Below are 22,387 nucleotides of genomic sequence, written 5' to 3'. Positions count from 1 at the left end.
ATACGCTACGCCACTTAACGACGTCGCCAGTGGTCTTTATGTGCATGTTCTTTACGATTAAAAGGCATCGCAAAGGGGGCAAACTCTTTCATCACCCTGCGGTATACATCGCGTTTAAACGACACAACCTGGCGCACGGGATACCAGTAACTGACCCAACGCCAATCATCAAATTCAGGGTGATGAGTGCGCATTAAGTCTACATCTTCATCTTTGCACTTGAGTTTCAGCAGAAACCATTTTTGCTTCTGGCCAATACACACCGGACTTGAGTCTTTACGGATCAGTCGCTTTGGCAATTTATAACGTAACCAATGTTTTGAGCTGGCAACGATTTCCACATCTTCCGGTCGTAGTCCAACCTCTTCATGCAGTTCACGGTACATGGTCTGCTCGGGCGTTTCACCTTCATCCACACCCCCTTGCGGAAACTGCCATGAATGCTGGCCATAGCGCCGCGCCCAAAATACCTGCCCCTGATTGTTACAAATAACAATTCCTACATTGGCACGAAATCCTTCGGCATCAATCACCTTAAGTGCCTCGTATATTTGTTTGATATGATTTTGATTGTTCCACAACTCAGAGCACTGGGCAAATTTAATTCCTGCTTTTACGCAACTTACCCACAACTTGTGCATAAGTTTAACTATTCATGATGATTTTACAAACAAATCCACAATAACCTAGTCAAATTTGCATTTTCTCCACAGAATCTGTGGATAATTATGTTTATATACTTGTATTTATCCAATGACTGGCTATTTTTGACTCTGAATGATGTTGAGTTAGATTTAAAAAGTTTATACAAATCATAAGATTAAACCTAAAGAGTAAGAAAGTCACAGCTTAAAGAGTAACCCACAGACAAGGCGTTCAAAAAACACACAAAACTGTTTTCATCCACATTTTCTATTTATTTTTGTTACCATACGCAGTCAATCAGATAGTAACGAGCCAGACTGTGCAAAAGCCCACCCCACCCCAATCCATTGCTGAACTCATGACCCGTGTGGATGCCATCGCCGGGCAAACCCTGGGAGAACTGGCTGCGCAGTTTCATTTCAAAACTCCACAAGACCTGACCCGGGAAAAGGGCTGGCCAGGTCAGCTCATTGAATATGTATTGGGTGCCAGCGCAGGCTCTAAACCTGTGCCTGACTTTGAATTTATCGGTGTCGAATTAAAAACCCTGCCCATTGGCTATCACGGCAAACCACTCGAAACCACCTATGTGTCTGTGGTTCCCCTCACCAATCTGACTGGGTTACGCTGGCAAGACAGTACCGTAAAGAAAAAGCTCAATCATGTATTGTGGCTGCCCATTTTAGCGGAGCGGGACATTGCGCCGGTTGATCGCACCATAGGGACCGGTTTTTTATGGCAACCAAATGCGATTCAGGAGCATCTGCTTCAACGAGACTGGGAGGAACAAATTGAATTGATTGCACTGGGACGTGTAGATGAGATCAGTGGCAAACTCGGTGAGGTGATGCAGATAAGGCCAAAAGCCGCCAACAGTAAAGCGCTGACCGACGCCATTGGCCCACAGGGCAAGCTCATAAAAACCCTGCCACGCGGGTTTTATCTAAAAATGCAGTTTACGCAGGCCATATTGGCTGAAAAGTTTGTAGGATAGCGATCCCGCTAGTTACTATCTTTCGCAAATGCAGAACTAGTATATCGCCCGTTATGCTTTGAACTATTACTGCAACCTAAAATTATACATTCCTTTTTTATCCAAAGATTGATAGTTGCCACTTGGGCATTCATTTTCCTTATCTGTATTATTAAACCATATTGTGACTTCATTTTGGGTAGTTAATGCAACTAGCATAGCACTGTATAATGCCTGACAATATTCACTTGCATTCCCATTGAGCGTACAAAGTCCAGAATTTTTAACAGTCATAGGCTGTGAATATGGATCACTCACACCAACAAAAGAAGCGACCAAGCGGTTAGCTGTGTTTAACTGTACGTCAGTGACTTTAGCGCGACAAGTTGCATTACCAGCTGCTGCATTTAAAGAAGCTGCCAATAACAACAACCCAAGCATTTTTTTCATATCAATATTCCAGAATTTTCCATATAAAAACGACATCCACAAACCGATCAGTGTTGCCTATTTGAAATTCAAAAAGGGGGCTACTATTCGGATAGATATTTAAAGCTTTAAACCAAAAAGAACCCAAAGTAGGTACTTTTAATTATTGTATCACTAAGGTAAATGCTTTTTAATTTCTTTTTGAATATTCAGCATGAACCCTGTACTACCCCAATAAAAAAGCCGCGCTTAAATAAGCGCGGCTTTTTCAGTCAGTGAATATAAATTACTGACCTTTGATCTCGCTACGACCTTTGTAGATAGCCTTGTCACCCAGCGCTTCTTCAATACGTAGCAACTGGTTGTACTTAGCAACACGGTCTGAGCGGCACAGAGAACCTGTCTTGATTTGACCTGCCGCGGTACCCACTGCTAAATCAGCAATGGTTGCATCTTCTGTTTCGCCTGAACGGTGAGAGATAACCGCTGTGAAGCCTGCATCCTGTGCCATCTTGATTGCATCCAGTGTTTCAGACAGTGAACCAATTTGGTTAAACTTAATCAGGATAGAGTTACCGATCTGCTCATCGATACCACGCTTAAGGATCTTCGTGTTGGTTACGAACAAGTCGTCACCGACCAGCTGTACTTTATCACCGATCTTATCTGTCAGGATCTTCCAGCCAGCCCAGTCACTTTCGTCCAGACCGTCTTCAATAGAAACGATTGGGTAACGTGCTGCCAGATCAGCCAGGAAGCCTGCAAAGCCTTCAGAGTCGAATGCTTTGCCTTCGCCCTGTAGGTCATATTTGCCGTCTCTGTAGAACTCAGATGCAGCACAATCCAACGCCAGCGTCACATCCTGGTTCATTTCATAACCGGCAGCTGCAACCGCTTCAACGATCACTTCCAGTGCTTCTTCATTTGATTTAAGGTCAGGTGCAAAACCACCTTCATCACCTACCGCAGTATTCAGGCCACGTGACTTAAGTACTTTCTTCAGGCTATGGAAGATTTCTGCACCCATGCGCAGTGCTTCACGGAAGCTTTTCGCGCCAACCGGCTGAACCATGAACTCCTGAATATCAACGTTGTTGTCTGCGTGCTCACCGCCGTTCAGAATGTTCATCATAGGTACAGGCATAGAGTACTGACCCGCAGTACCATTGATGTCTGCAATGTGTTCGTACAGTGCAACACCTTTTTCCTGTGCTGCTGCCTTAGCAGTTGCCAAAGACACTGCCAGAATCGCGTTTGCACCCAGCTTTTCTTTGTTTTCAGTGCCGTCCAGGTCCAGCATTAGCTGATCGATTGCACGTTGTTCCAGGGCATTGTGTCCGTTCAGGGCTGCTGCAATTTCATTGTTCACATAGTTTACCGCAGTCAGTACACCTTTACCCAGGTAACGAGCTTTATCTCCGTCACGTAATTCAAGTGCTTCGCGAGTTCCTGTTGATGCACCTGATGGTGCACATGCGCGGCCCCATGCGCCCGACTCTAAATGAACATCGGCTTCAACGGTAGGGTTACCACGTGAGTCCATAACTTCACGGCCAATCACTTTTACGATTTTTGACATCTTGATTCCTCTTTTCCCAAAGTGGTGAGTGTGTTGTGTGTCTGCTTTCGCATTGCTATATAACCGCGCTGTGTCTAATGATGGCCCATGAAAAGCGAAGCCTGGCAGTTATATAGCAATGCGCTGGGTTACTTAACGCATTCGGTAATTAAAAAAGCCGTGCACTAAGGCACGGCTTTCTATTATTAAGAATCAGCTTTTTGGTAGCTGAACGCAGCTGCAACGAAACCCTCAAATAACGGGTGGCCGTCGCGTGGCGTGGAAGTAAACTCAGGGTGGAACTGAGCGGCAATAAACCAAGGGTGATCTTTATTTTCGATGATCTCAACCAGTTTTTTGTCTTCCGAAAGGCCTGTGAACGCCAGACCAGCCTGCTCAAGGCGCTCAACATAATGGTTGTTCACTTCATAGCGATGGCGGTGACGCTCTGTGATCTCCGCATTGCCATATACGTCGCGAACCTTTGAGCCTTCTTTCAGGTGACATAGCTGGGCGCCTAAGCGCATTGTGCCGCCCAAATCCGACTCTTCAGTACGGGTTTCAACCTTACCATCGGCATCTAGCCATTCAGTGATCAGGCCAACTACCGGATGAGGTGATTTAGCATCGAACTCAGTCGAGTTAGCACCTTCCAGACCCGCCACATTACGCGCGTATTCAATCAGTGCAACCTGCATCCCCAAACAAATGCCCAGGTAAGGCACTTTGTTTTCACGGGCGTATTTGGCCGCCAGTATCTTTCCTTCAACACCGCGGTTACCGAAACCACCGGGTACCAAAATCGCATCCAGATGTTCGAGTAGTTCAGTACCTTTGCTCTCGATGTCCTGTGAGTCGACATATTCGATATTAACAGTTACTCGATTCTTAAGGCCCGCATGTTTCAGCGCTTCATTGACTGATTTGTAGGCATCTGGCAGTTCAATGTATTTACCAACCATACCAATGGTGACTTCACCAGTCGGGTTAGACTCCTGATACAGTACTTGTTCCCACTCTGACAGATCCGCTTCTGGTACATCCAAATAGAAACGACGACATACCAGGTTATCCAATTCCTGAGATTTCAGCAGCGCAGGGATCTTGTAGATGCTATCTACGTCCTGCAAAGAGATAACGGCTTTTTCTTCTACGTTAGTGAACAGTGCAATCTTAGCACGCTCGTTCGCTGGCAGTTTGCAGTTTGAGCGACAAACCAGAATATCCGGCTGAATACCAATTGAACGCAGTTCTTTAACCGAGTGCTGAGTTGGCTTGGTTTTCACCTCGCCTGCTGCGCCCAGGAAAGGCACCAAGGTCAGATGCATAAATAAAGCATGCTCACGGCCCAGCTCAGTACCGAGCTGACGGATCGCTTCAAGGAATGGTTGTGACTCGATGTCACCCACAGTACCACCAATTTCAACAATGGCGATATCGTGGCCTTCAGCCCCTTCCAGTACACGACGCTTAATGTCGTTGGTGATGTGTGGGATCACCTGGATAGTCGCGCCCAGGTATTCGCCCTTACGCTCGCGACGCAGTACATCCTCAAAAACACGACCTTGCGTGAAGTTGTTGCGGCTGGTCATTTTGGTGCGAATGAAACGCTCGTAGTGACCTAAATCCAGGTCAGTTTCTGCGCCGTCTTCTGTCACGAAGACTTCACCATGTTGGATCGGGCTCATTGTGCCAGGGTCGACATTGATATAAGGATCCAGCTTAAGGATAGTGACGTTTAAACCACGCGCTTCTAATATTGCAGCTAATGAAGCAGCAGCAATACCTTTACCCAAGGAGGAAACAACTCCGCCCGTTACGAAGATAAATTTTGTACTCATGCGAACCCTAGAATATCAGGAAAAATGGAATTTAAATAAGAATCAAGACGGGGCAATAGTATAGCAAAAACGCTAGGGGCAATCCAGCGAAAAATCACCCCCTTTAATTATTCTCACCTGAACGCTGACGTCGCTTGACCTCTTCCCAGGCATCATCCATTTGCGCCAAACTGGCGTCAGATAAGGCAATCTGCTGTTCTGCCAGAATACCCTCAATGGCGCTAAAACGACCAATAAATTTGTCGCTCGCGCGACGTAGTAGCTGTTCCGGGTCTCGTTTTACATGACGCACAACATTCACGGTGGCAAACAACAGATCTCCCAGCTCCTCAGCACTGTGTTCAGAAAGTGGGTCCTGACTCAGTGCTTCATTCACCTCAGTGACCTCTTCAGCCACTTTATCCAAAGCCCCCTGATATGTGGGCCAGTCGAACCCCAAAGAAGCCGCGCGCTTTTGAATTTTCACCGCCCGCGACAAGGCGGGCAGGTTCAGCGGCACATCGTCACCAAAGCGCGCTGACTGAGCACCACGTTCAGTGTCTTTAATGGTCTGCCACTGAGCCTGTAATTCGGCGTCACTCAATGACGCATCCGGTGTGTCAAACACATGCGGGTGACGGCGTATCAGCTTTTCGTTCAGTCCCTTCACTATGTCTTCAAACTCAAACAAGCCGGCTTCTTTGCCTAACTGGGCATAAAATATTACCTGAAACAGTAAATCACCGAGCTCATCTTTAAGCCCGGCAAAATCTTGCTTCTCTATACTATCGGCCACTTCATAGGCCTCTTCCAGCGTATGTGGCACTATGCTTTCGAAGGTCTGTTGTTGGTCCCAGGCGCAGCCCTTTTGTGGGTCGCGCAGGGTCGTCATAATATCCAGTAACTGCTGTAACGAGGCACTCATACTCAGTGTTGTCTCCTGGCTTCAAACACGCCCTCAATCTGCATCAACTTAGTGAGTAAGCGATTCATTGCTCCCAGATCGCCAACTTCCAGTTTCATCGTGAAAATCGCAACATCTTTGTCATCCAGGGTATTGACGTTCATATTCATCACATTGAGTTTTTCGTTGGCCAGTACCGAGCTGATGTCGCGGATCAGGCCATGACGATCATTGGCTTCAATATGTAAGGTGACGGCATAACTGGAACGAACTTCGTCTGCCCAGCTAACGGCAATTTCCCGCTCGGGATGCTGCTCACAAATATGGGCAAAAGAGTCACAGTCGGCGCGATGCACCGCAATGCCCCGACCCTGAGTAATATAACCTACAATTTCATCACCGGGCACGGGCTGACAGCATTTGGCAACATGGCTCATCAAGTTACCAACGCCCTCCACCACAATGCCATTGCTATCGCCTTTGTGTTTCTTCGGCGCGCTCATTTTGAGCTTTGGCATTGGCTCGGGTTTGTCCTGCACGTAATTCAGGAATTGATTAATGCGAATATCACCGGCGCCAATGGCCACCATTAAATCGTCGAGCTCTTTAAAATTAAACCGTTCAATGGCTGAGTCCAGATCCTTATAAGTCAAATCCAGCTTTTGCAGATGACCATCCAGGATCTCTTTACCAGCCTGGAGGTTTTTGTCTCTGTCTTGTTGCTTAAACCAGTGATGTATCTTACTGCGCGCTCTGGATGAGTGCACATACCCCAGAGACGGACTGAGCCAGTCCCGGCTTGGCGAGGGGTTTTTCTGGGTCAGTATCTCAACCTGATCGCCAGTCGATAACTTATGGGTAAACGGGACGATTTTACCAAATACCTTGGCACCAATGCAGCGGTGCCCGACATTGGAATGAATATAGTAAGCAAAATCCAGTGGCGTAGCACCCAGTGGCAGATCAAAAATATCGCCTTTGGGGGTAAAGACATATACTCTGTCTTCCACAACCTGGTTTTTTAACTCTTCAGCCAGCTCACTGCCGTCAACCACTTCCTCTTGCCATTGCAGCAGTTTTCTCAGCCAGCTGATCTTTTGCTCGTACCCCGAGCCACGACCCGGCAGAGCACCTTCTTTGTACATCCAGTGCGCTGCAACCCCCAGCTCAGCATCCTGATGCATGGCCTGGGTACGGATCTGGATCTCAACGGTTTTACCCTCAGGGCCGAAAACCACCGTGTGGATAGACTGGTAACCATTCTGTTTCGGGGTGGCGACATAGTCATCAAACTCTTTGTGCAGATGTCGCCAATTGGTGTGCACTATGCCCAGCGCACCATAGCAATCCTGAATTTCATTGACCACCACCCGCATGGCGCGAATATCAAACAGCTGATCAAACTCATAATTCTTTTGCATCATTTTCTTATAGATGCTGTAAATATGCTTAGGGCGGCCGTACACTTCAGCCTCTATCCCGGCGTCTTTAAGCTTATTCTGAACCAACTCCACCATACTGGCCATGTAGGCTTCGCGGTCAAGACGTTTGTCTGACAGCTGCTTGGCAATGTTTTTATAGGTTGATGGATGCAAATAGCGAAATGAGAGGTCTTCAAGCTCCCACTTGAGTTGCCCTATTCCCAACCTATTTGCCAACGGCGCAAAGATATTAGCCGTGGCCTTTGCAGCCACCACACGTTCTTCTTCAGGCGCATTTTTTACGGCGCGCAGGTAGCAGATCTGCTCGGCCAGCTTGATCACCACAGCACGCACATCTTCCACCATGGCCAATAACATGCGACGAATTTTGTCGATTTGCAGGCTGCCTTTGCCTTGGTGTGCCAAAGTACTGATCGACGCCATTTGTTCAACACCTTTAAGCAACAAGGCGACATTTTCACCCTGTGCCTGCTCAATGGCATCAAGTTCAACTTGCCCGGACAGAAAATAGGGGGTCAAAAATGCCCCGGCCAGCGACTCTGAATCAAAATTCAGCTCTGCCAGTATCTCAACCATTTCAATGGCTTTGGCCAGAGTAATGGTCGAATCATCCTGCGGACACAAGGCATAGACCTGATCCAGTCGGTCTCGTTTTTCCTGCGCTAAATTAAGTAACGCAAGCCGGGCATGAAAATCAGCCGGCAGACCGGATTGATGAGACTGGCGAGTCGCTACCATATGACTACCTCCTTTGGAACAACGCCATGGTTTCTATATGTCCTGTATGCGGAAACATATTCATTAAGCCTATTTTATCGACCACAAAGCCGGCTTCCAGCAGCAGTGCCGCATCTCTGGCCATGGTCACCGGATCGCAGGACACGTACAATACCTGTTTAAATTGCGTCAACGGCAACTGGCGTAACACTTCATAAGCACCCGTGCGTGAAGGGTCTAACACCAGCACGTCCAGCGCTTGATGAAACCAAGTCGCTTCTGTCAGTGGCTGAGTCAGATCAAACTGATGAAAAGTGACTGTGTCGATGTGGTTAGTGTGCGCATTTTGTCGTGCCATTGCAACCGACTCAGCCACCCCTTCGACGGCAACCACTTCGTTTGCTTGTTTTGCCAGCAATAACGAGAAGTTACCAATGCCACAAAACAGATCCAACAGACGCGCCTGGCCGCTCAAAGCCAGCCAGTCCAGTGCCTGTTTTAGCATCAACTCGTTAATGTCTCGGTTAACCTGAATAAAGTTATTGAGTTTAAATTCAAACGTCACGCCGGCACTTTGATACGCAGGCAATATGTCATAACTTGGATCAGTCTTACCATCATCCCAGATAAGTTGCCAGTTATGTACCGCCAGATGCTCAGCAACATGCGCTTTCGCCTGCTCGCTGACTACGCGAGTATGACGAAACAGCACAAATGCGCCATTGTCGGCCGCACACAGCTGGATGTGGCTGACGCTGCGCAACTCCGGATGACTATTTAGTACCTGCCGTAACGCATCAAAGCCATCAGCAAAGGCATCGACCATCACCCCACAGTGGTCAATTTCGATAATCTTCTTTGACCCTGCTGCCCGAAAACCCAATTTAACCTGATCGTTTTGCTTATCATAAATACAGGCGATGCGTGCTGCTCGACGATAATGACGCGTCTGGCCTGTCAAAGGTGACATCCAGGGCAGCTCTGTTGCACCGGCAAATTTGTCAAACAAAGCACTCACCGCTTGCTGTTTGTGTACCAGCTGCGCGCTGGCGTCCAGGTGTTGCAACGAGCAGCCACCACACTGTTGATAGTACTCACAAAATGGCGTAACCCGCTGATCACTAGGCGTAAGTACTTTGACGGTGCGCGCTTCGAACACACGACTTTTGTGGGCATGGATGCGCGCTTTAACCCGCTCTGAACTCAATGCGCCATCGACAAAGCCGACTTTACCCTGATGTCTGCATACACCTCGCCCCTGGTGATCTAACGAGTCGATTTGTAGCTCAACCGTCTCGACTTGCTTACTACGTTGTTTAGAAGATTTTCCAGCACGAAATATTTGTGCCATATTGCCGCCCCTATAAGATTGCTAAACACCCGTTAACTCGATACTCTAGGACTCAGACTACTTACTGTTTTACATCCAATTTATGTCTAAATTGAGTTTGCGCGACAGCGTATTAGTGTTGACCCTGATCCCAACGGTGTTAATCGGCCTGGTACTTGGCGGCTATTTTACTATAAATCGTTACGTTGAGCTTGAACAAATCCTCAAGCAACAGGGCACCAGTCTGGCCAATACACTGGCAATGACCGTGGAACAACCGCTGGCCGACAAAGATAAAGCCAGATTGCATCGGGTGATCACCACTACGCACAATCAGCATGGCAATTTCGTCAATAGCATCGCGCTGTTCAATGAAGACAATCAATTGCTTTTGACCAGTAACTATCACAACGATTTTAATCAACTGCATTATCGTGGCAATGTGACTGAGTTACATGCGACCGAAATTGTCCAGTATCTCAACAGGTATATTATTTTTGCGCCGGTGAAGCTACAGCAACAGCCCGCCTCCGATTGGCAAAATGCCCACACCCGCACCACCGCCGTGCTGATGATAGAGCTCAGTAAAGATCAGGCCATCATTGGCCAGCAACAGGCCTTGCTGTTCAGTGGCGCCATCATTATGGTAGCCTTGTTGCTCAGTGCCTTTGTCTCGACCCGGCTGAGTCGGATGTTCTCAACGCCCCTGTCCCATTTACTCCTGGCCACAGATAAGCTCCTTGAAGGCAAAACCAAAATCGGTGTGGAACAGCCGATGCAGGGCGAGTTTGACTTGCTCCGTGAAGGGCTGATCACCATCAGTGAAAAAATGGTGCTACAACGCGATGAGATGCAAAAGCACATAGATCAGGCGACGTGCGATTACCGGGAAACCCTGGAACAGTATGAAACTCAGAACATTCAGCTGAACATTGCTAAAAAAGAAGCACAGGTTGCCAACCGGGTTAAATCAGACTTCCTGGCCAAAATGAGTCATGAATTAAGAACCCCGCTTAACGGCGTTATTGGCTTTACCCGCCAACTGTATAAAACCCCGCTCAACAAACATCAAAAAGACTATCTGGATACCATAGAGTTGTCTGCCAACAGCTTGTTGACCATCATCAGTGACATTCTGGATTTCTCTAAACTCGAAGCCGGCGCGATGGAGCTTGAAAGTATCCAATTCCAGCTCAGGGATGCGGTCAATGAGGTCATGACGCTGCTTGCCCCCAGTGCCTACGAAAAGCAACTGGAACTGTCGATTGCCATTAATCGCCAGGTACCGGACAACCTGGTCGGCGACCCTACACGCTTTAAACAGGTGCTGATCAACCTGATCAGCAATGCCGTCAAGTTCACCGAAAAAGGCTCAGTCAAAGTCGACATCAGCCACCGACTAAAAGGAGATAGCCAGACATCGCTCCTGATCTCTGTCAGTGATACGGGTCTGGGCATTGCTCAGGAAAAACAAGACACGCTCTTCACCCCGTTTGCGCAAGCCGACTCCAGTATTACCCGTAAGTTCGGCGGCACGGGGCTTGGCTTAATCATCACCAAACACATTGTTGAAGCCATGAGTGGTCGCATCACGCTGAACTCTGCTCCGGGCAATGGCTCCTGCTTTACCTTTAATGCCATTTTTAATCTGCCAAGCCGCTTGTTCGACGACGACCTGCCGACTAAGCCGCTAGAGAACAAACGCGTGTTGTATTTTGAACCACAAGAGCACACCCGCAATGCCGTTCAGGCTCAGCTGGAAGACTGGGCAATGCAGGTTACTTGCTGTAAAAATGAAGACACTTTCTTCGCCGCATTAGAGCAAGAGTTTAGGTATGACATCTGCCTGATAGGCAATATGGCAACGGTAGACGATATGCAAACCGTAAAAGCCTATATTACTCAGGCCAGAGAGATGGCGGATTACCTGTATCTGATGGTGAATACCATCTCTCACAACATGCGCGAATCGTTAATTGGTAGTGGTGCAGACGCCTGTATCAGCAAGCCCATGCATCACCGTAAACTGTGCGATATGCTCGCAGCACCTTACCGCTTAGATCACCCCAGTGTGTCGATTGACGATACGGATTTGGCGCACTTACCGCTCAAAGTCATGATAGCCGATGACAATGATGCCAATTTAAAGCTGCTTTATACTTTGCTGGAAGAACAAGTAGACACCATAGACACCGCCCACAACGGCGCACAGGCCGTGAGCTTATGTAAATCACAAAAGTATGACCTGATATTTATGGATATTCAGATGCCGATTATGGATGGCATCACGGCATGCCGAACAATCAAAGAATCCTCACTCAATGACGATACCCCGATCATTGCAGTAACGGCCCATGCGTTGACCGGTGAGAAAGAGCAATTGATCAAAGACGGCTTTAACGGCTATATGACCAAGCCCATAGACGAAGATATGTTGCGTCAGATCATTTGTGATCACAGCCCCTCGCTGCCACCGGAAAAACAAAAAACGCAACCACCTCAGGTTGCCAGCATTGCCCCATTTGAGAGCCATTTACTGGACTGGGAGCTGGCATTGCAACGTGCAGGCAATAAACCTGAACTGGCGCTGGAGATGCTGGACATGCTGTTGCAGAGTGTCCCCGAAACCTTAGAGCAGCTGAATGGCTCGGCACAACAGGAAGACACCCAAACTTTGCTGACCGTGATCCACAAGTTTCATGGTGCCTGCTGTTATACCGGCGTCCCCACGCTCAAAAACCTGGCCGAAACGCTGGAAACGGCATTAAAACAATCACGCGATTTTGATTACATTGAACCGGAACTGTTGGAGTTGATTGATGAGCTGGAACATTTAGAGCGGGATTCACAAACAGTATCGGGACCGACACTCACGCATTAGCGCACGTAAAGAGGTTGTCCGTATGCTTCGACAACCTTACAGGCATTAAAAAAGGCGCATAAAGCGCCTTTTCTTTTTCGCCTGACACCTTATAGCGCGGCAAAGATCTCATCGGTTTTCGCCGCACAGATGAAGTCATTTTTGTGCAGACCTTTGATAGAGTGGCTCCACCAAGTTACCGTCACTTTGCCCCATTCGGTCAGCAGACCAGGGTGATGACCTTCATCTTCTGCCATATCACCCACTTTGTTAGTGAATGCAATGGCTTGCTTGAAGTTCTTGAACTTATAAACACGCTCAAGCTGCATAATGCCATCACGTACTTCTGGCACCCAATCCGGGATCAGCTTGATCAGTTCAGCTAATTCGGCATCTGACACTTTAGGCGCATCCGCACGACACGCTTCACATTTTTGTGCACTTAAATCAGACATCAATAAATCCTTAACTTGCTAGTTTGTTTTTAGGTGGGAACTTAGGCTCAAACAGGCCCAGCTCTTTGGCCTTGCGTACAAGCGCCATAATATCCATTTGTGAGATCTCAAACAAATCATCAATGGCGTTAATGGTGTAGTACAAAGGCTGCATAATATCAATTCGATAAGGCGTACGCAGTACATCAAGTACTTCTAACGGGTTAATCTCTGGCTCACCACTGTAAACATACTGAGTCTCACCCGGGCTCGACAAAATCCCACCGCCATAAATGCGCAGACCATCTTCAGTTTGCATCAGACCGAACTCAACGGTGAACCAGTAAAGACGAGCCAGATAGACACGATCTTTTTTCTCAGCAGCGTAACCTAACTGGCCGTATCTATGTGTGAACTCAGCAAAAGCTGGATTAGTCAGCATGGCACAGTGGCCGAAAATTTCGTGGAAAATATCCGGTTCCTGCAGATAATCAAACTCCTCGCGGCTACGGATAAAAGTTGCAACCGGAAATTGTTTATTGGCAAGAAGACGGAAAAACTCATCAAAGTCGATCAACGCGGGGACTGGCGCAACCTGCCAGCCTGTTTCACGCTCCAGTGCCTCATTCAGTTCATGCAACTGCGGAATACGATCGTGAGGTAAATTGATTTTTTGCAGGCCTTCGAGATACTCATCACACGCTTTGCCTTTAATGCACTCAAGCTGTCTGGCAACCAGCTCAGACCAGATCTGGTTTTCTTCTTCTGTCCATTCGATCAGGCCCTGCTCGTTGGGCTGCTTAGACGTGTATTTACTCGATTTAGCCATAGTAACCTTCTTGGTAATGCGTCGTGTATGAACAAAAACAACGCGTCAAAGTGTTATCCGGATACTATGTAAAAGTGAGGAAAAGTTTAATAGCCAGGCCTGAAATCGGCCTGGCCAGAAAGGTGGTTTTTGTACACTTTAAATTACACAAATAGACACAAAAACATACAGCCCATATTTTATAAGACCTACAGAGCGATCATGTGTAAATAATTATATACACAAAAACGCATTTTCTAGGTCAGCGATGATATCTTCCACCGCTTCCAGTCCCACAGAAATGCGGATCAGACCATCAGAAATCCCAGCTGCGTGACGCTCTTCTGGTGTGTAGGGAGAGTGCGTCATCGATGCCGGGTGCTGGATCAGTGTTTCAGGATCGCCCAGACTCACGGCCAGTGTGCAAAGCTCAGTGGCATTTATAAACTTCTCACCCTCACTGACTCCGCCTTTGATCTCAAATGCAATGACACCACCAGCCCCTTTCATTTGCTCACCAAGGAATCGATAACCAGGATGAGACGGCAAACCCGGGTAGTAAACGGTGTCCACTTTCGGATGGCCATCAAGGAACTCAGCCACTTTCTGTGCATTTTCGCAGTGACGTGCAACGCGCACATGTAAGGTTTTAAGACCACGATTGATAAGCCAGGCATCGTGTGGACTGATGGTTGCGCCGATGTCTTTCAGTACGGTCAGTTTGATAAGTTCGATATGCTCTGCACTGCCACACACAATGCCTGCTACTACGTCGCCATGTCCGTTGAGGTACTTGGTGGCACTGTGGATCACAATGTCGATGCCAAAATGCTTAGGTTTTTGCAGTAATGGCGTCATAAAGGTGTTGTCTACCACACTGACCAGCTTATGCTGCTGAGCAAACTGCCCCAACATTGCCAAATCCAATACCGTCATATTTGGATTGATCGGTGTTTCGGCAAACAACATCTTACTGTTTGGCTGCACCGCGTCGGCCAGTGCCTGTGGATCGGTCATATCAACAAAGGTCACTTCGATACCGAATTTGGGCAACATGTGCGCAAATAAAGCGAAGCTACATCCATACAAGGCTTTGGATGCAATCAGGTGATCGCCTTGCTGTAAAAAGCTCAGCACGGAAGCGGATACAGCGCCCATGCCAGTTGCAGTGGCCGCAGCATCTTCCATTTCTTCCAGCTGAGCAAGTTTTTCTTCCAGCTCTCGGGTGGTGGGGTTGCCAAGGCGGGTATAGATATAACCAGCCTCTTCACCGGCAAAACGCGCAGCCCCCTGTGCCGCATCTTTAAACTTGAACGTTGAACTCTGATACAAAGGTGCCGTCAGTGCACCATGTGGATCATCAAAGTGGTGTGGACCATGAATACAGTTGGTCTGATCGTGTAACTTCTTCATTGCTTGCCTATTTTTGTTATTCGGATGAATACTAATTAGATATTCCATGGCACAAAAATGTACAAGCGTGCCGGACGCGCAGATGGCTAACCCGAGCCGGTTAAATTCACTCGGGTGTACACATAAGTTGTCATGAAAAATAGGAAAAGCCGGGGTTTCCTTTCATATTAAACCCTGAAGAAAAAGTATGCACTTACACACTATTTTTTATTGGTCTCCTCCGACTTGTCAGAGGACTGACGAATTAACAGGTTTGCGAGTTGTCGTGCCGTTTGTGACAAGTATCCAGCTGCCGGCGCCTTAGCAGGAATAGGCCGACATAAATCCATGGCTTTATAACCCAGTCGGGCGGTGAACACGCCGGCGCTGAGTCCCTGCGCTGACCGCGCAGACAATTTCCCCAACAGCTCCGCGCCCAGGCTGGTGGCTGCCAGATCGCTCAGCAACTCACTGGCACCGACAAAAACGATCTGCTTGAGCAGCAAACGGTAAAGTTCGATGCGACTGCGATACCCCAGTTTAATGCCGTACAACTGGCTGAGCCGCTCAATCAGTGTAACACCCCGCCATAACACGGCCAGCATATCGGTAATGGCCATTGGGCTAATCGCCACCATCAGTGCTGACGTACTGGCAAACTGAGCTATCAAAGCCCGAGCCTGCTCGTCCAGGTCTTTTAATAATGTTGCGTCATATAAGGCAAGTACTTCCTGATCGGTAAAATGAGGCTGGACCGTCGCCATAAACTGGCTAACCTGATGTGGGTCATGCTGCTTTAATAGCGGCTTCAACCAGGCCTGCGCTTCACCGATCTGGTTACTGCTCATTAATCTTTGCGCCCCGGTGCGTTGCTGTTGCAACTTTTTCAGCCTGCCAAGCGCGCGTACTTCTGACCAGCAAAACTTGCCCAGCACAGCCAGGGCACTCACAATGACCACCCCGTACAACCCGGCCAGCAGCCAGCTTCGGCTGAGCGCCTCAATCAATGTCAGGCCCATTTCTACCGGAATAAGAATCGCCAGCCCCAGCAGCAATAATTTGCGCCAGGTCAGTCCGGTGCTGACCGGCTGTGTGACGGTTTCCACATTGAGCGTCTGCAACTGAGTATCCAGCGCCGCTTCCGGGACGTGTGATGTCCCAACCTCGATGTGCTCCGCGCTTTCGTCTATTCGCCGGGCTTGTTGCGTATCGCCGGATTCTGTTGCTGGCTGGGCAGCCTGTGGGGCTGCTTCAACCCGAACTCGCCGTCCTCTGGGTGACTGAGCAGGCTCACTCATAAAAGTTTATCTCCCAATAAAAACTGTAATACATGGTCCAGACGAATATGTTCAATTTGCCCCTGATAAGCCGGGTAAGGCTCAAAAGACAAAAACTCATACCCCTGTTTTGGCCACTGTTGCTCAGTCGGCAGATGCTCAGGCGGAATGGGCGGTAAATAACTGATATAACTTGATTCACCAACCGGCTTACCGTAAATACAAGACAGGGGCTTCCCCTGCTCAGTGAGCTGTTTTGGTTGGGTACTCTTCACTGAAGAAATCGCCATCGTATCAATATCGACACCTGAGAATTTCAGTTCGTTTTCGCAGGGGGTCAGTAACGCATGTAATAACCGGGTCAGCTTATCCTGATCTGCCAGCGCAACACTGTCACATTTATTGGCAGCAAACAGCACCTTGTCTATGCTGGGACGAAATAAACGCCCCAGTAAACCACTTTTACCATGACGAAACATCGCCAGCGTATCGCTTAATGCAGCCTGAGTTTCAGTTAATGTGGTATGTCCATCGTTAAGCGCACTGAGCAAATCCACCAGCACCAGCTGACGGTCGAAGCGGCAAAAATGCTCCCGGTAAAACGGGGCGATAACTTGCTTTTTATAGGCTTCAAAGCGCTGTTCGAGGTGGTAATACTGGCTCTGCTCAGATGCATTTTGTGGGGCTGGTAATGGGAAAAATTGCAAAATCGGTGCACCGTCGAGCTCACCGGGGATCAACATGCGGCCGGGCTGTAGCTGCGCCAGTTGAGTGTGTGCCTTGAGCTGCTTTAACACATCCGCATAGAGACCGGCTATCGTTGTAAGCTCGCTTTCATTCACCGTTGCGCCTGCATCAAATTGTTCCAATTGCTGTAAAAAAGGCGCGCTGACCTGTGCATAGTCGGTTTTTTTCAAGCGATTGAGTTGTTGCTCACTCCAGGATGCAAAATCCTGATTCAACATCGGCAAGTCCATTAGCCATTCACCCGGATAATCGATCAACTCCAGGTAAACAGTGTGAGTTTCACTGAGGTGCTGTCTGACCCCCTGCGCCGAGCGGAACTTCAACGCCAGCGTCAGGGTATTGATCCGCTGCGTGGAAGGTGGCCAGCTGGGTGGATCGGCCAGTAAATGCTGCACTGCATGTTGGTACTCAAAACGGGGAATGTCCAGTGCACTTTGTGGCACCTGCTTGCAAGCGATCAATCGCTGTTCACGCACGACTTCAAAAAAAGGCAGGTTCTGTGCTGTCGCCTGAGTGGTTAAGTGTTTCACTAACGCCGTAATAAAGGCCGTTTTACCACTCCCGCTGAATCCGGTCACAGCCAGTTTGACATGTCTGTCCAGGCTTCGGGTGAGGGTTTTATGGGTGGTTTGCTGTAGCTTTTGCAGCGCCCTGGCAGTCAGGCCCGATACACTCATAAAGGCACATTTTCCTTATTTTTGGCAAAGATGGCAGGGCTGCCAATGTCAGGCAGCGCCCCTTCGCACTCTGATCAGAGTTTGTTGATCTCGCGTTTTACCGTGTACTCACTCGAGGTGACGTATGTTTCCATATGCTGGATACGGCCATCCAGGCGTGTTAAACGTTCTTTCAGGTCAAACAGGGCCTGACGCGGCGGCTCACCTTTTTGCCAGACTTTAAATTTAACCGAAACAGGATCTTCATCTTTGCTCGAGTAGTTACTGTCTACGCCAGGCGTTGGTGGTGTTTCTGCTTTTTTGTCCAGAATAAACCAGCAAGCAATATAAACTACGATAAACAGTGGGCCACCTGATAACAACACAGCGGTTACAAACAGGATCCGAACCAGCCAAAGTTCCATGTCAAAGTAATCACTGAGTCCGGCACATACGCCCGCTAACTTACCCCTTTTCGGGTCGCGGTATAATTCTCGTCTACGTTTACTCATACTTTGCGTCTCCATTCTGGTGACTCTTGGTCAAGCAGGGCCTCCAACGTTTCAACGCGCTGCGCCATTTTCTCTGCTTTGTGTGCCAACTCTACCAGCTGGCGGTGCTCGTGTTCGCTTAGCCCCTGACTCACCTGCTTTTTGCTGCGATAGTGCAGGATCAACCATAGCGGCGCCACAACAATCATAAAAATGATGATCGGGGCGACTAAAATCTCTGCATCAAACATATTCCTCTCCTGTCTAACCTGGGCACGTTGTTGTTTTCATTATTGCACCTACCTTAACAGCAGGTGCAGTCAAATTCACTTATCGGCTAACTTTTTCTTCAGCGCCTCGAGTTCATCGTCTACTTTTTCATTTTTTTGCAGATCGGCAATCTCATCAGCCAGCGATTTTTTGCCTAAATCGTATGATTCGACCTGAGACTCCAGTCCATCGATTTTGCTCTCATAACGTTCGAAACGATTCAGTGCATCCTCGACTTTGCTGCTATCCAGCGCCTTTTTCACATCCAAACGTGATTCGGCAGAGCGCTGACGCAGTACAATGGCTTTTTGACGCGCTTTTGCATCGGCCAGCTTTTCCTGCAAGGTCGTCACTTCCTGTTGCAGCTTCTCAATGTGTGACTCAACGTGCGATAATTCCTGTGTCACACTGTCTGCTGCATCAGTGGCTTTTTGCTTTTCTAACAGCGCCGCTCGTGCCAGATCCTCACGGTCTTTAGTCAGTGCCAATTCTGCCTTTTGCTGCCAGTCATCAGCCTGCGTACGCAGCTGTTCAACACGACGTTCCAGCTCTTTTTTCTCTGCCAGCGTCTTTGCTGACGTCGAACGTACTTCAACCAAGGTGTCTTCCATTTCCTGAATGATCAACCGGACCATTTTTTCTGGATCTTCCGCTTTATCCAGAATCGCATTGATATTAGAATTAACAATATCAGCAAAACGTGAAAAGATTCCCATAATCTATTACCTCTTTGGTTAGTAATTTAGTTTGCTGGTTAGATGTATCAATTAGCTTGCCAACTTTTCAATAAAATTACTTTATTAAAATCAACAAGTTATAATTATAGAAAAATACTTTCGCTTCATCATTTTTTAAAATACACTAGATGTTAGTCAAAAATACTAAGAGTTAGGCAATATGAGCCAGTTTCGCCAACAGGATAATTTACTCGGCCAGTCGGATAGCTTTTTAGCGGTATTGGATCAGGTGTCGCAACTGGCACCTCTGGAAAAGCCTGTGCTGATCATCGGAGAACGTGGTACCGGTAAAGAGCTGATCGCAGCCCGTTTGCACTACTTGTCAGAACGGTGGGACCAGAACTATGTCAAACTCAACTGTGCCGCACTGAATGAAAACTTGCTGGAAAGTGAGCTGTTTGGTCATGAAAGTGGTGCATTTACCGGGGCGAGTAAACGCCACGAAGGTCGCTTTGAGCGTGCCAACAGCGGTACGCTGTTCCTCGATGAACTTGCTAATACATCTGCCATGGTGCAGGAAAAACTGCTGCGGGTGATTGAATATGGCGAGTTCGAACGCGTGGGCGGTAAACAAACGGTCAAAGTAGACACCCGCCTTGTTTGCGCGACCAACGAAGACCTGCCAACCCTAGCCGATAATGGTGAGTTTCGTCACGATTTGCTGGATCGCTTAGCATTTGACGTCATCACCTTACCACCGCTGCGCGAACGTAAAGAAGATATCCTGCTGCTGGCCGAACATTTCGCCATTAATATGGCCCGGGATCTGGGCTGGTCGTTGTTCAGTGGCTTTACCCGCAGTGCCACAGAATTACTGCTCGATTACCCCTGGCCGGGCAATATTCGTGAACTTAAGAATGTGGTAGAGCGAAGTTTATATCGCCATGGCAGCGAACAGCTGGCCGTTCACCAGATTGTATTTGACCCGTTCGCCAGCCCTTATCGACCCACACAGAGAATTAAAAAGGCCGCCGATACACCAGCTCCGGCAGCGGTTGCTCCTGTCGTCATGCCAGAAGCAACGCAAACCAAGCCCGCACCGGCCGCTTTTCCTTGCGATTTAAAAACGCTGTCTAATGAATTTGAAATCGACCTGCTGCGTAGTGCTTTAGAGCACAGCCAGTTTAACCAGAAAAAAACCGCTCAGAACCTCGGACTGACCTATCACCAGCTACGAGGCTACCTGAAAAAATACAACCTACTGGACTCGCAACAAGAGGCTTAGCCGTGGCTAACAGAGCAACTGATAAAACATCAACCCGGGTGCCCCACTCAGCGCATCCGGGCCTACGCTGGCTGCTGTCTATCGGCGCTTTGCTCAGCGTCCTGCTAAGTGGCTGTGGTGACAGAACCGCACAAGCCCAGCGTAAGATCCAGGGTATCGTCTATTGCGCCGAAGCCAACCCGGTCTCGTTTAACCCACAGGTGACGACCACAGGCTCAACCATAGATATCATAGCCAACCAGCTCTACAACACCTTGATCAGTATAGATCCTCTCACCGCTGAATTTCGTCCGGAGCTGGCAACGGCGTGGGAGATCAGTGAAGATGGAAAACAAATCACCTTTACATTGCGCCAAGACGTTACCTTCCACAGTACCGACTACTTCACGCCAACACGCACCATGAATGCGGATGATGTGGTGTTTTCGTTCAATCGCCTGTTCGACGTCTACAATCCTTTTCACTTTGTCGGTGATGCCAATTACCCGTATTTTCAGAGTGTCGGCATGGACCAGTTGATCCGTAGGATAGTCAAAGTAGACGATTACACGGTACGATTTGAGCTATTTAGCAGTGAAAGTAGTTTTTTATCTAATATTGCCACCGACTTTGCTGTGATCTTGTCACAGGAATACGCCATGCAACTGGTAGAGCAGGAAAACAAACAGGATTTCGATATGCTGCCAGTAGGCACAGGCCCGTATAAATACAAAGGCTTCCTGCGTGATAACCTGATCCGTTATCACAAGCACCCGGGTTACTGGAAACACGACCTGGCCATGGATCAGCTGGTCTATGACATCACCACCAATAACACCAGCCGTATTGCCAAAATGCTGACCAAAGAATGCGACATAACCGCTCACCCGAGCGCCACGCAGCTGGAAACCCTGGCGGCACGCAGCGATATTCGGGTCGATAAGGCTGTCAATCTAAATGTAGGCTATTGGGCGTTTAACACTGAAAAACCGCCGTTTGATAATGTTCTGGTGCGTAAAGCACTGGCGCACAGTATCGATTTTCAAAAAATCATGAAAGCAGTGTTTTATGGTAACGGGATCCAGGCCCGTTCAATTTTGCCGCCTTCTTCGTGGGCGTTTCAGACTCAGGCCATGCCCAGCTATGACCCCGAACGGGCTCGGGAGTTTTTGATACAAGCAGGTTACCCTGACGGCTTTGAAATGGACCTGTGGGCCATGCCAGTATCCCGTATTTATAATCCTAATGCCCGTAAAATGGCCGAGTTGATCCAAAGCGATCTACGCGAAATTGGCATCCGGGCCACCATCGTTGAGTACGAATGGAATACCTTCCTGGAGCGAGTGGGCAAACATGAACATGACAGCGTACTGCTTGGCTGGGCTGCGGATACACCCGATCCGGACAATTTTTTCAGCCCTTTATTAAGCTGCACGGCCACATTTAGCGGTAAAAACCCCGCGAACTGGTGTAATCCGGAGTTTGACTTATTACTGACTCAGGCACTCGACACCACAGATCTGCAACAGCGTAAACAGTTTTATCAGCAGGCCCAGCAAATGCTGATTGCTGAACTACCAGTGGTACCAATCGCCCATGGCATGCGCTTTCAGGCCAGCAATACCAGCGTCATGGGCATAGAATTGCGTCCCTTTGGCGGGATCTCTTTGGCGAACGCGAGGAAAAACTAATT

At 48.4% G+C, this 22,387-nt stretch carries 19 protein-coding genes; 4 read left to right on the top strand and 15 right to left on the bottom strand.

Annotation, left to right across the window (positions count from 1 at the left end; translation table 11 throughout):
• Positions 1 to 14: 14 nt before the first annotated feature.
• Positions 15 to 533, bottom strand: coding sequence for an RNA pyrophosphohydrolase (rppH, locus tag QNM19_RS15745; protein WP_010386751.1), 519 nt, complete (start codon positions 531 to 533; stop codon positions 15 to 17).
• 431 nt (positions 534 to 964) lie between these two features.
• Here rppH and mutH point away from each other — a divergent pair, with 431 nt between their 5' ends.
• Positions 965 to 1,639 (top strand): DNA mismatch repair endonuclease MutH, encoded by a 675-nt coding sequence (mutH, locus tag QNM19_RS15740; protein WP_082225445.1) that lies wholly within the window; start codon positions 965 to 967, stop codon positions 1,637 to 1,639.
• A gap of 66 nt (positions 1,640 to 1,705) precedes the next feature.
• Here mutH and QNM19_RS15735 read toward each other — a convergent pair whose 3' ends face one another.
• The 6 genes from QNM19_RS15735 to rlmD form a co-directional block, all read right to left on the bottom strand.
• Positions 1,706 to 2,068 (bottom strand): hypothetical protein, encoded by a 363-nt coding sequence (locus QNM19_RS15735; RefSeq protein ID WP_049864676.1) that lies wholly within the window; start codon positions 2,066 to 2,068, stop codon positions 1,706 to 1,708.
• Positions 2,069 to 2,333: 265 nt separating this feature from the next.
• Complete coding sequence (gene eno / locus QNM19_RS15730; protein ID WP_010386748.1) at positions 2,334 to 3,626, bottom strand: phosphopyruvate hydratase; 1,293 nt, start codon at positions 3,624 to 3,626, stop codon at positions 2,334 to 2,336.
• 185 nt (positions 3,627 to 3,811) lie between these two features.
• Positions 3,812 to 5,446 carry a CTP synthase gene (locus tag QNM19_RS15725; RefSeq protein WP_049864677.1) on the bottom strand — a complete coding sequence of 545 codons (1,635 nt, stop codon included), beginning with the start codon at positions 5,444 to 5,446 and terminating at the stop codon, positions 3,812 to 3,814.
• A gap of 103 nt (positions 5,447 to 5,549) precedes the next feature.
• Entirely contained in the window at positions 5,550 to 6,350 is an 801-nt protein-coding gene (gene mazG / locus QNM19_RS15720; RefSeq protein ID WP_049864678.1) for a nucleoside triphosphate pyrophosphohydrolase, read from the bottom strand.
• 2 nt (positions 6,351 to 6,352) lie between these two features.
• Positions 6,353 to 8,509 carry a GTP diphosphokinase gene (relA, locus tag QNM19_RS15715; RefSeq protein ID WP_049864679.1) on the bottom strand — a complete coding sequence of 719 codons (2,157 nt, stop codon included), beginning with the start codon at positions 8,507 to 8,509 and terminating at the stop codon, positions 6,353 to 6,355.
• A 4-nt stretch (positions 8,510 to 8,513) separates the two neighbouring features.
• Entirely contained in the window at positions 8,514 to 9,839 is a 1,326-nt protein-coding gene (gene rlmD, locus QNM19_RS15710; protein WP_284026910.1) for a 23S rRNA (uracil(1939)-C(5))-methyltransferase RlmD, read from the bottom strand.
• An 82-nt stretch (positions 9,840 to 9,921) separates the two neighbouring features.
• Here rlmD and barA point away from each other — a divergent pair, with 82 nt between their 5' ends.
• Positions 9,922 to 12,699 carry a two-component sensor histidine kinase BarA gene (barA, locus tag QNM19_RS15705; protein WP_284026909.1) on the top strand — a complete coding sequence of 926 codons (2,778 nt, stop codon included), beginning with the start codon at positions 9,922 to 9,924 and terminating at the stop codon, positions 12,697 to 12,699.
• Between the two features lie 89 nt (positions 12,700 to 12,788).
• Here the strand turns inward: barA and QNM19_RS15700 are convergent, their stop codons facing one another.
• The 8 genes from QNM19_RS15700 to pspA all read right to left on the bottom strand — a co-directional run bounded on the left by QNM19_RS15700 (position 12,789) and on the right by pspA (position 19,469).
• Positions 12,789 to 13,133 (bottom strand): 4a-hydroxytetrahydrobiopterin dehydratase, encoded by a 345-nt coding sequence (locus QNM19_RS15700; RefSeq protein WP_010386740.1) that lies wholly within the window; start codon positions 13,131 to 13,133, stop codon positions 12,789 to 12,791.
• Positions 13,134 to 13,143: 10 nt separating this feature from the next.
• Positions 13,144 to 13,941: a phenylalanine 4-monooxygenase gene (gene phhA, locus QNM19_RS15695; protein ID WP_125562168.1), complete on the bottom strand. Its 798-nt coding sequence runs from the start codon at positions 13,939 to 13,941 to the stop codon at positions 13,144 to 13,146.
• Positions 13,942 to 14,154: 213 nt separating this feature from the next.
• Positions 14,155 to 15,333, bottom strand: coding sequence for a trans-sulfuration enzyme family protein (locus QNM19_RS15690; protein WP_049866506.1), 1,179 nt, complete (start codon positions 15,331 to 15,333; stop codon positions 14,155 to 14,157).
• A 200-nt stretch (positions 15,334 to 15,533) separates the two neighbouring features.
• On the bottom strand, positions 15,534 to 16,610 hold the full coding sequence (locus tag QNM19_RS15685; protein ID WP_284026908.1) for a TIGR01620 family protein: 1,077 nt from the start codon (positions 16,608 to 16,610) through the stop codon (positions 15,534 to 15,536).
• The gene (locus tag QNM19_RS15680) at positions 16,607 to 18,013 is read right to left on the bottom strand and encodes a YcjX family GTP-binding protein (protein ID WP_284026907.1); all 1,407 of its coding nucleotides are present in this window, start codon (positions 18,011 to 18,013) and stop codon (positions 16,607 to 16,609) included. Before QNM19_RS15680 ends, QNM19_RS15685 begins: the two co-directional genes overlap by 4 nt.
• Before the next feature lie 74 nt (positions 18,014 to 18,087).
• A complete protein-coding gene (gene pspC / locus QNM19_RS15675; protein ID WP_049863399.1) occupies positions 18,088 to 18,504 on the bottom strand; it encodes an envelope stress response membrane protein PspC in 417 nt (138 codons plus the stop codon).
• Complete coding sequence (pspB, locus tag QNM19_RS15670; protein WP_010386732.1) at positions 18,501 to 18,734, bottom strand: envelope stress response membrane protein PspB; 234 nt, start codon at positions 18,732 to 18,734, stop codon at positions 18,501 to 18,503. The genes pspC and pspB overlap by 4 nt, the downstream gene beginning before the upstream one ends.
• Positions 18,735 to 18,809: 75 nt before the next feature.
• A complete protein-coding gene (gene pspA, locus QNM19_RS15665) occupies positions 18,810 to 19,469 on the bottom strand; it encodes a phage shock protein PspA (protein ID WP_058797453.1) in 660 nt (219 codons plus the stop codon).
• Between the two features lie 181 nt (positions 19,470 to 19,650).
• Here pspA and pspF point away from each other — a divergent pair, with 181 nt between their 5' ends.
• Together pspF and QNM19_RS15655 are read left to right on the top strand one after the other, a co-directional pair.
• Complete coding sequence (gene pspF, locus QNM19_RS15660) at positions 19,651 to 20,715, top strand: phage shock protein operon transcriptional activator (RefSeq protein WP_049863398.1); 1,065 nt, start codon at positions 19,651 to 19,653, stop codon at positions 20,713 to 20,715.
• A gap of 71 nt (positions 20,716 to 20,786) precedes the next feature.
• Positions 20,787 to 22,385, top strand: a complete 1,599-nt coding sequence (locus tag QNM19_RS15655) for an ABC transporter substrate-binding protein (protein ID WP_049863401.1) — start codon at positions 20,787 to 20,789, stop codon at positions 22,383 to 22,385.
• Positions 22,386 to 22,387: the final 2 nt, after the last annotated feature.

The sequence above is a fragment of the Pseudoalteromonas ardens genome (assembly GCF_030125445.1).
Classification (GTDB): Bacteria; Pseudomonadota; Gammaproteobacteria; order Enterobacterales; family Alteromonadaceae; genus Pseudoalteromonas; species Pseudoalteromonas ardens.
The sequence above is the reverse complement of the archived record's forward strand: the minus strand, read 5'-3'. Positions and strand labels throughout refer to the sequence as shown.

Coding starts and splice junctions, on each gene's coding strand:
- barA (WP_284026909.1), top strand. CDS start 9,922: ATGTCTAAATTGAGTTTGCGCGACAGCGTATTAGTGTTGACCCTGATC.
- pspA (WP_058797453.1), bottom strand. CDS start 19,469: ATGGGAATCTTTTCACGTTTTGCTGATATTGTTAATTCTAATATCAAT.
- QNM19_RS15685 (WP_284026908.1), bottom strand. CDS start 16,610: ATGAGTGAGCCTGCTCAGTCACCCAGAGGACGGCGAGTTCGGGTTGAA.
- QNM19_RS15680 (WP_284026907.1), bottom strand. CDS start 18,013: ATGAGTGTATCGGGCCTGACTGCCAGGGCGCTGCAAAAGCTACAGCAA.
- pspF (WP_049863398.1), top strand. CDS start 19,651: ATGAGCCAGTTTCGCCAACAGGATAATTTACTCGGCCAGTCGGATAGC.
- pspC (WP_049863399.1), bottom strand. CDS start 18,504: ATGAGTAAACGTAGACGAGAATTATACCGCGACCCGAAAAGGGGTAAG.
- eno (WP_010386748.1), bottom strand. CDS start 3,626: ATGTCAAAAATCGTAAAAGTGATTGGCCGTGAAGTTATGGACTCACGT.
- QNM19_RS15735 (WP_049864676.1), bottom strand. CDS start 2,068: ATGAAAAAAATGCTTGGGTTGTTGTTATTGGCAGCTTCTTTAAATGCA.
- QNM19_RS15690 (WP_049866506.1), bottom strand. CDS start 15,333: ATGAAGAAGTTACACGATCAGACCAACTGTATTCATGGTCCACACCAC.
- QNM19_RS15725 (WP_049864677.1), bottom strand. CDS start 5,446: ATGAGTACAAAATTTATCTTCGTAACGGGCGGAGTTGTTTCCTCCTTG.
- rlmD (WP_284026910.1), bottom strand. CDS start 9,839: ATGGCACAAATATTTCGTGCTGGAAAATCTTCTAAACAACGTAGTAAG.
- QNM19_RS15700 (WP_010386740.1), bottom strand. CDS start 13,133: ATGTCTGATTTAAGTGCACAAAAATGTGAAGCGTGTCGTGCGGATGCG.
- mazG (WP_049864678.1), bottom strand. CDS start 6,350: ATGAGTGCCTCGTTACAGCAGTTACTGGATATTATGACGACCCTGCGC.
- pspB (WP_010386732.1), bottom strand. CDS start 18,734: ATGTTTGATGCAGAGATTTTAGTCGCCCCGATCATCATTTTTATGATT.
- relA (WP_049864679.1), bottom strand. CDS start 8,509: ATGGTAGCGACTCGCCAGTCTCATCAATCCGGTCTGCCGGCTGATTTT.
- phhA (WP_125562168.1), bottom strand. CDS start 13,941: ATGGCTAAATCGAGTAAATACACGTCTAAGCAGCCCAACGAGCAGGGC.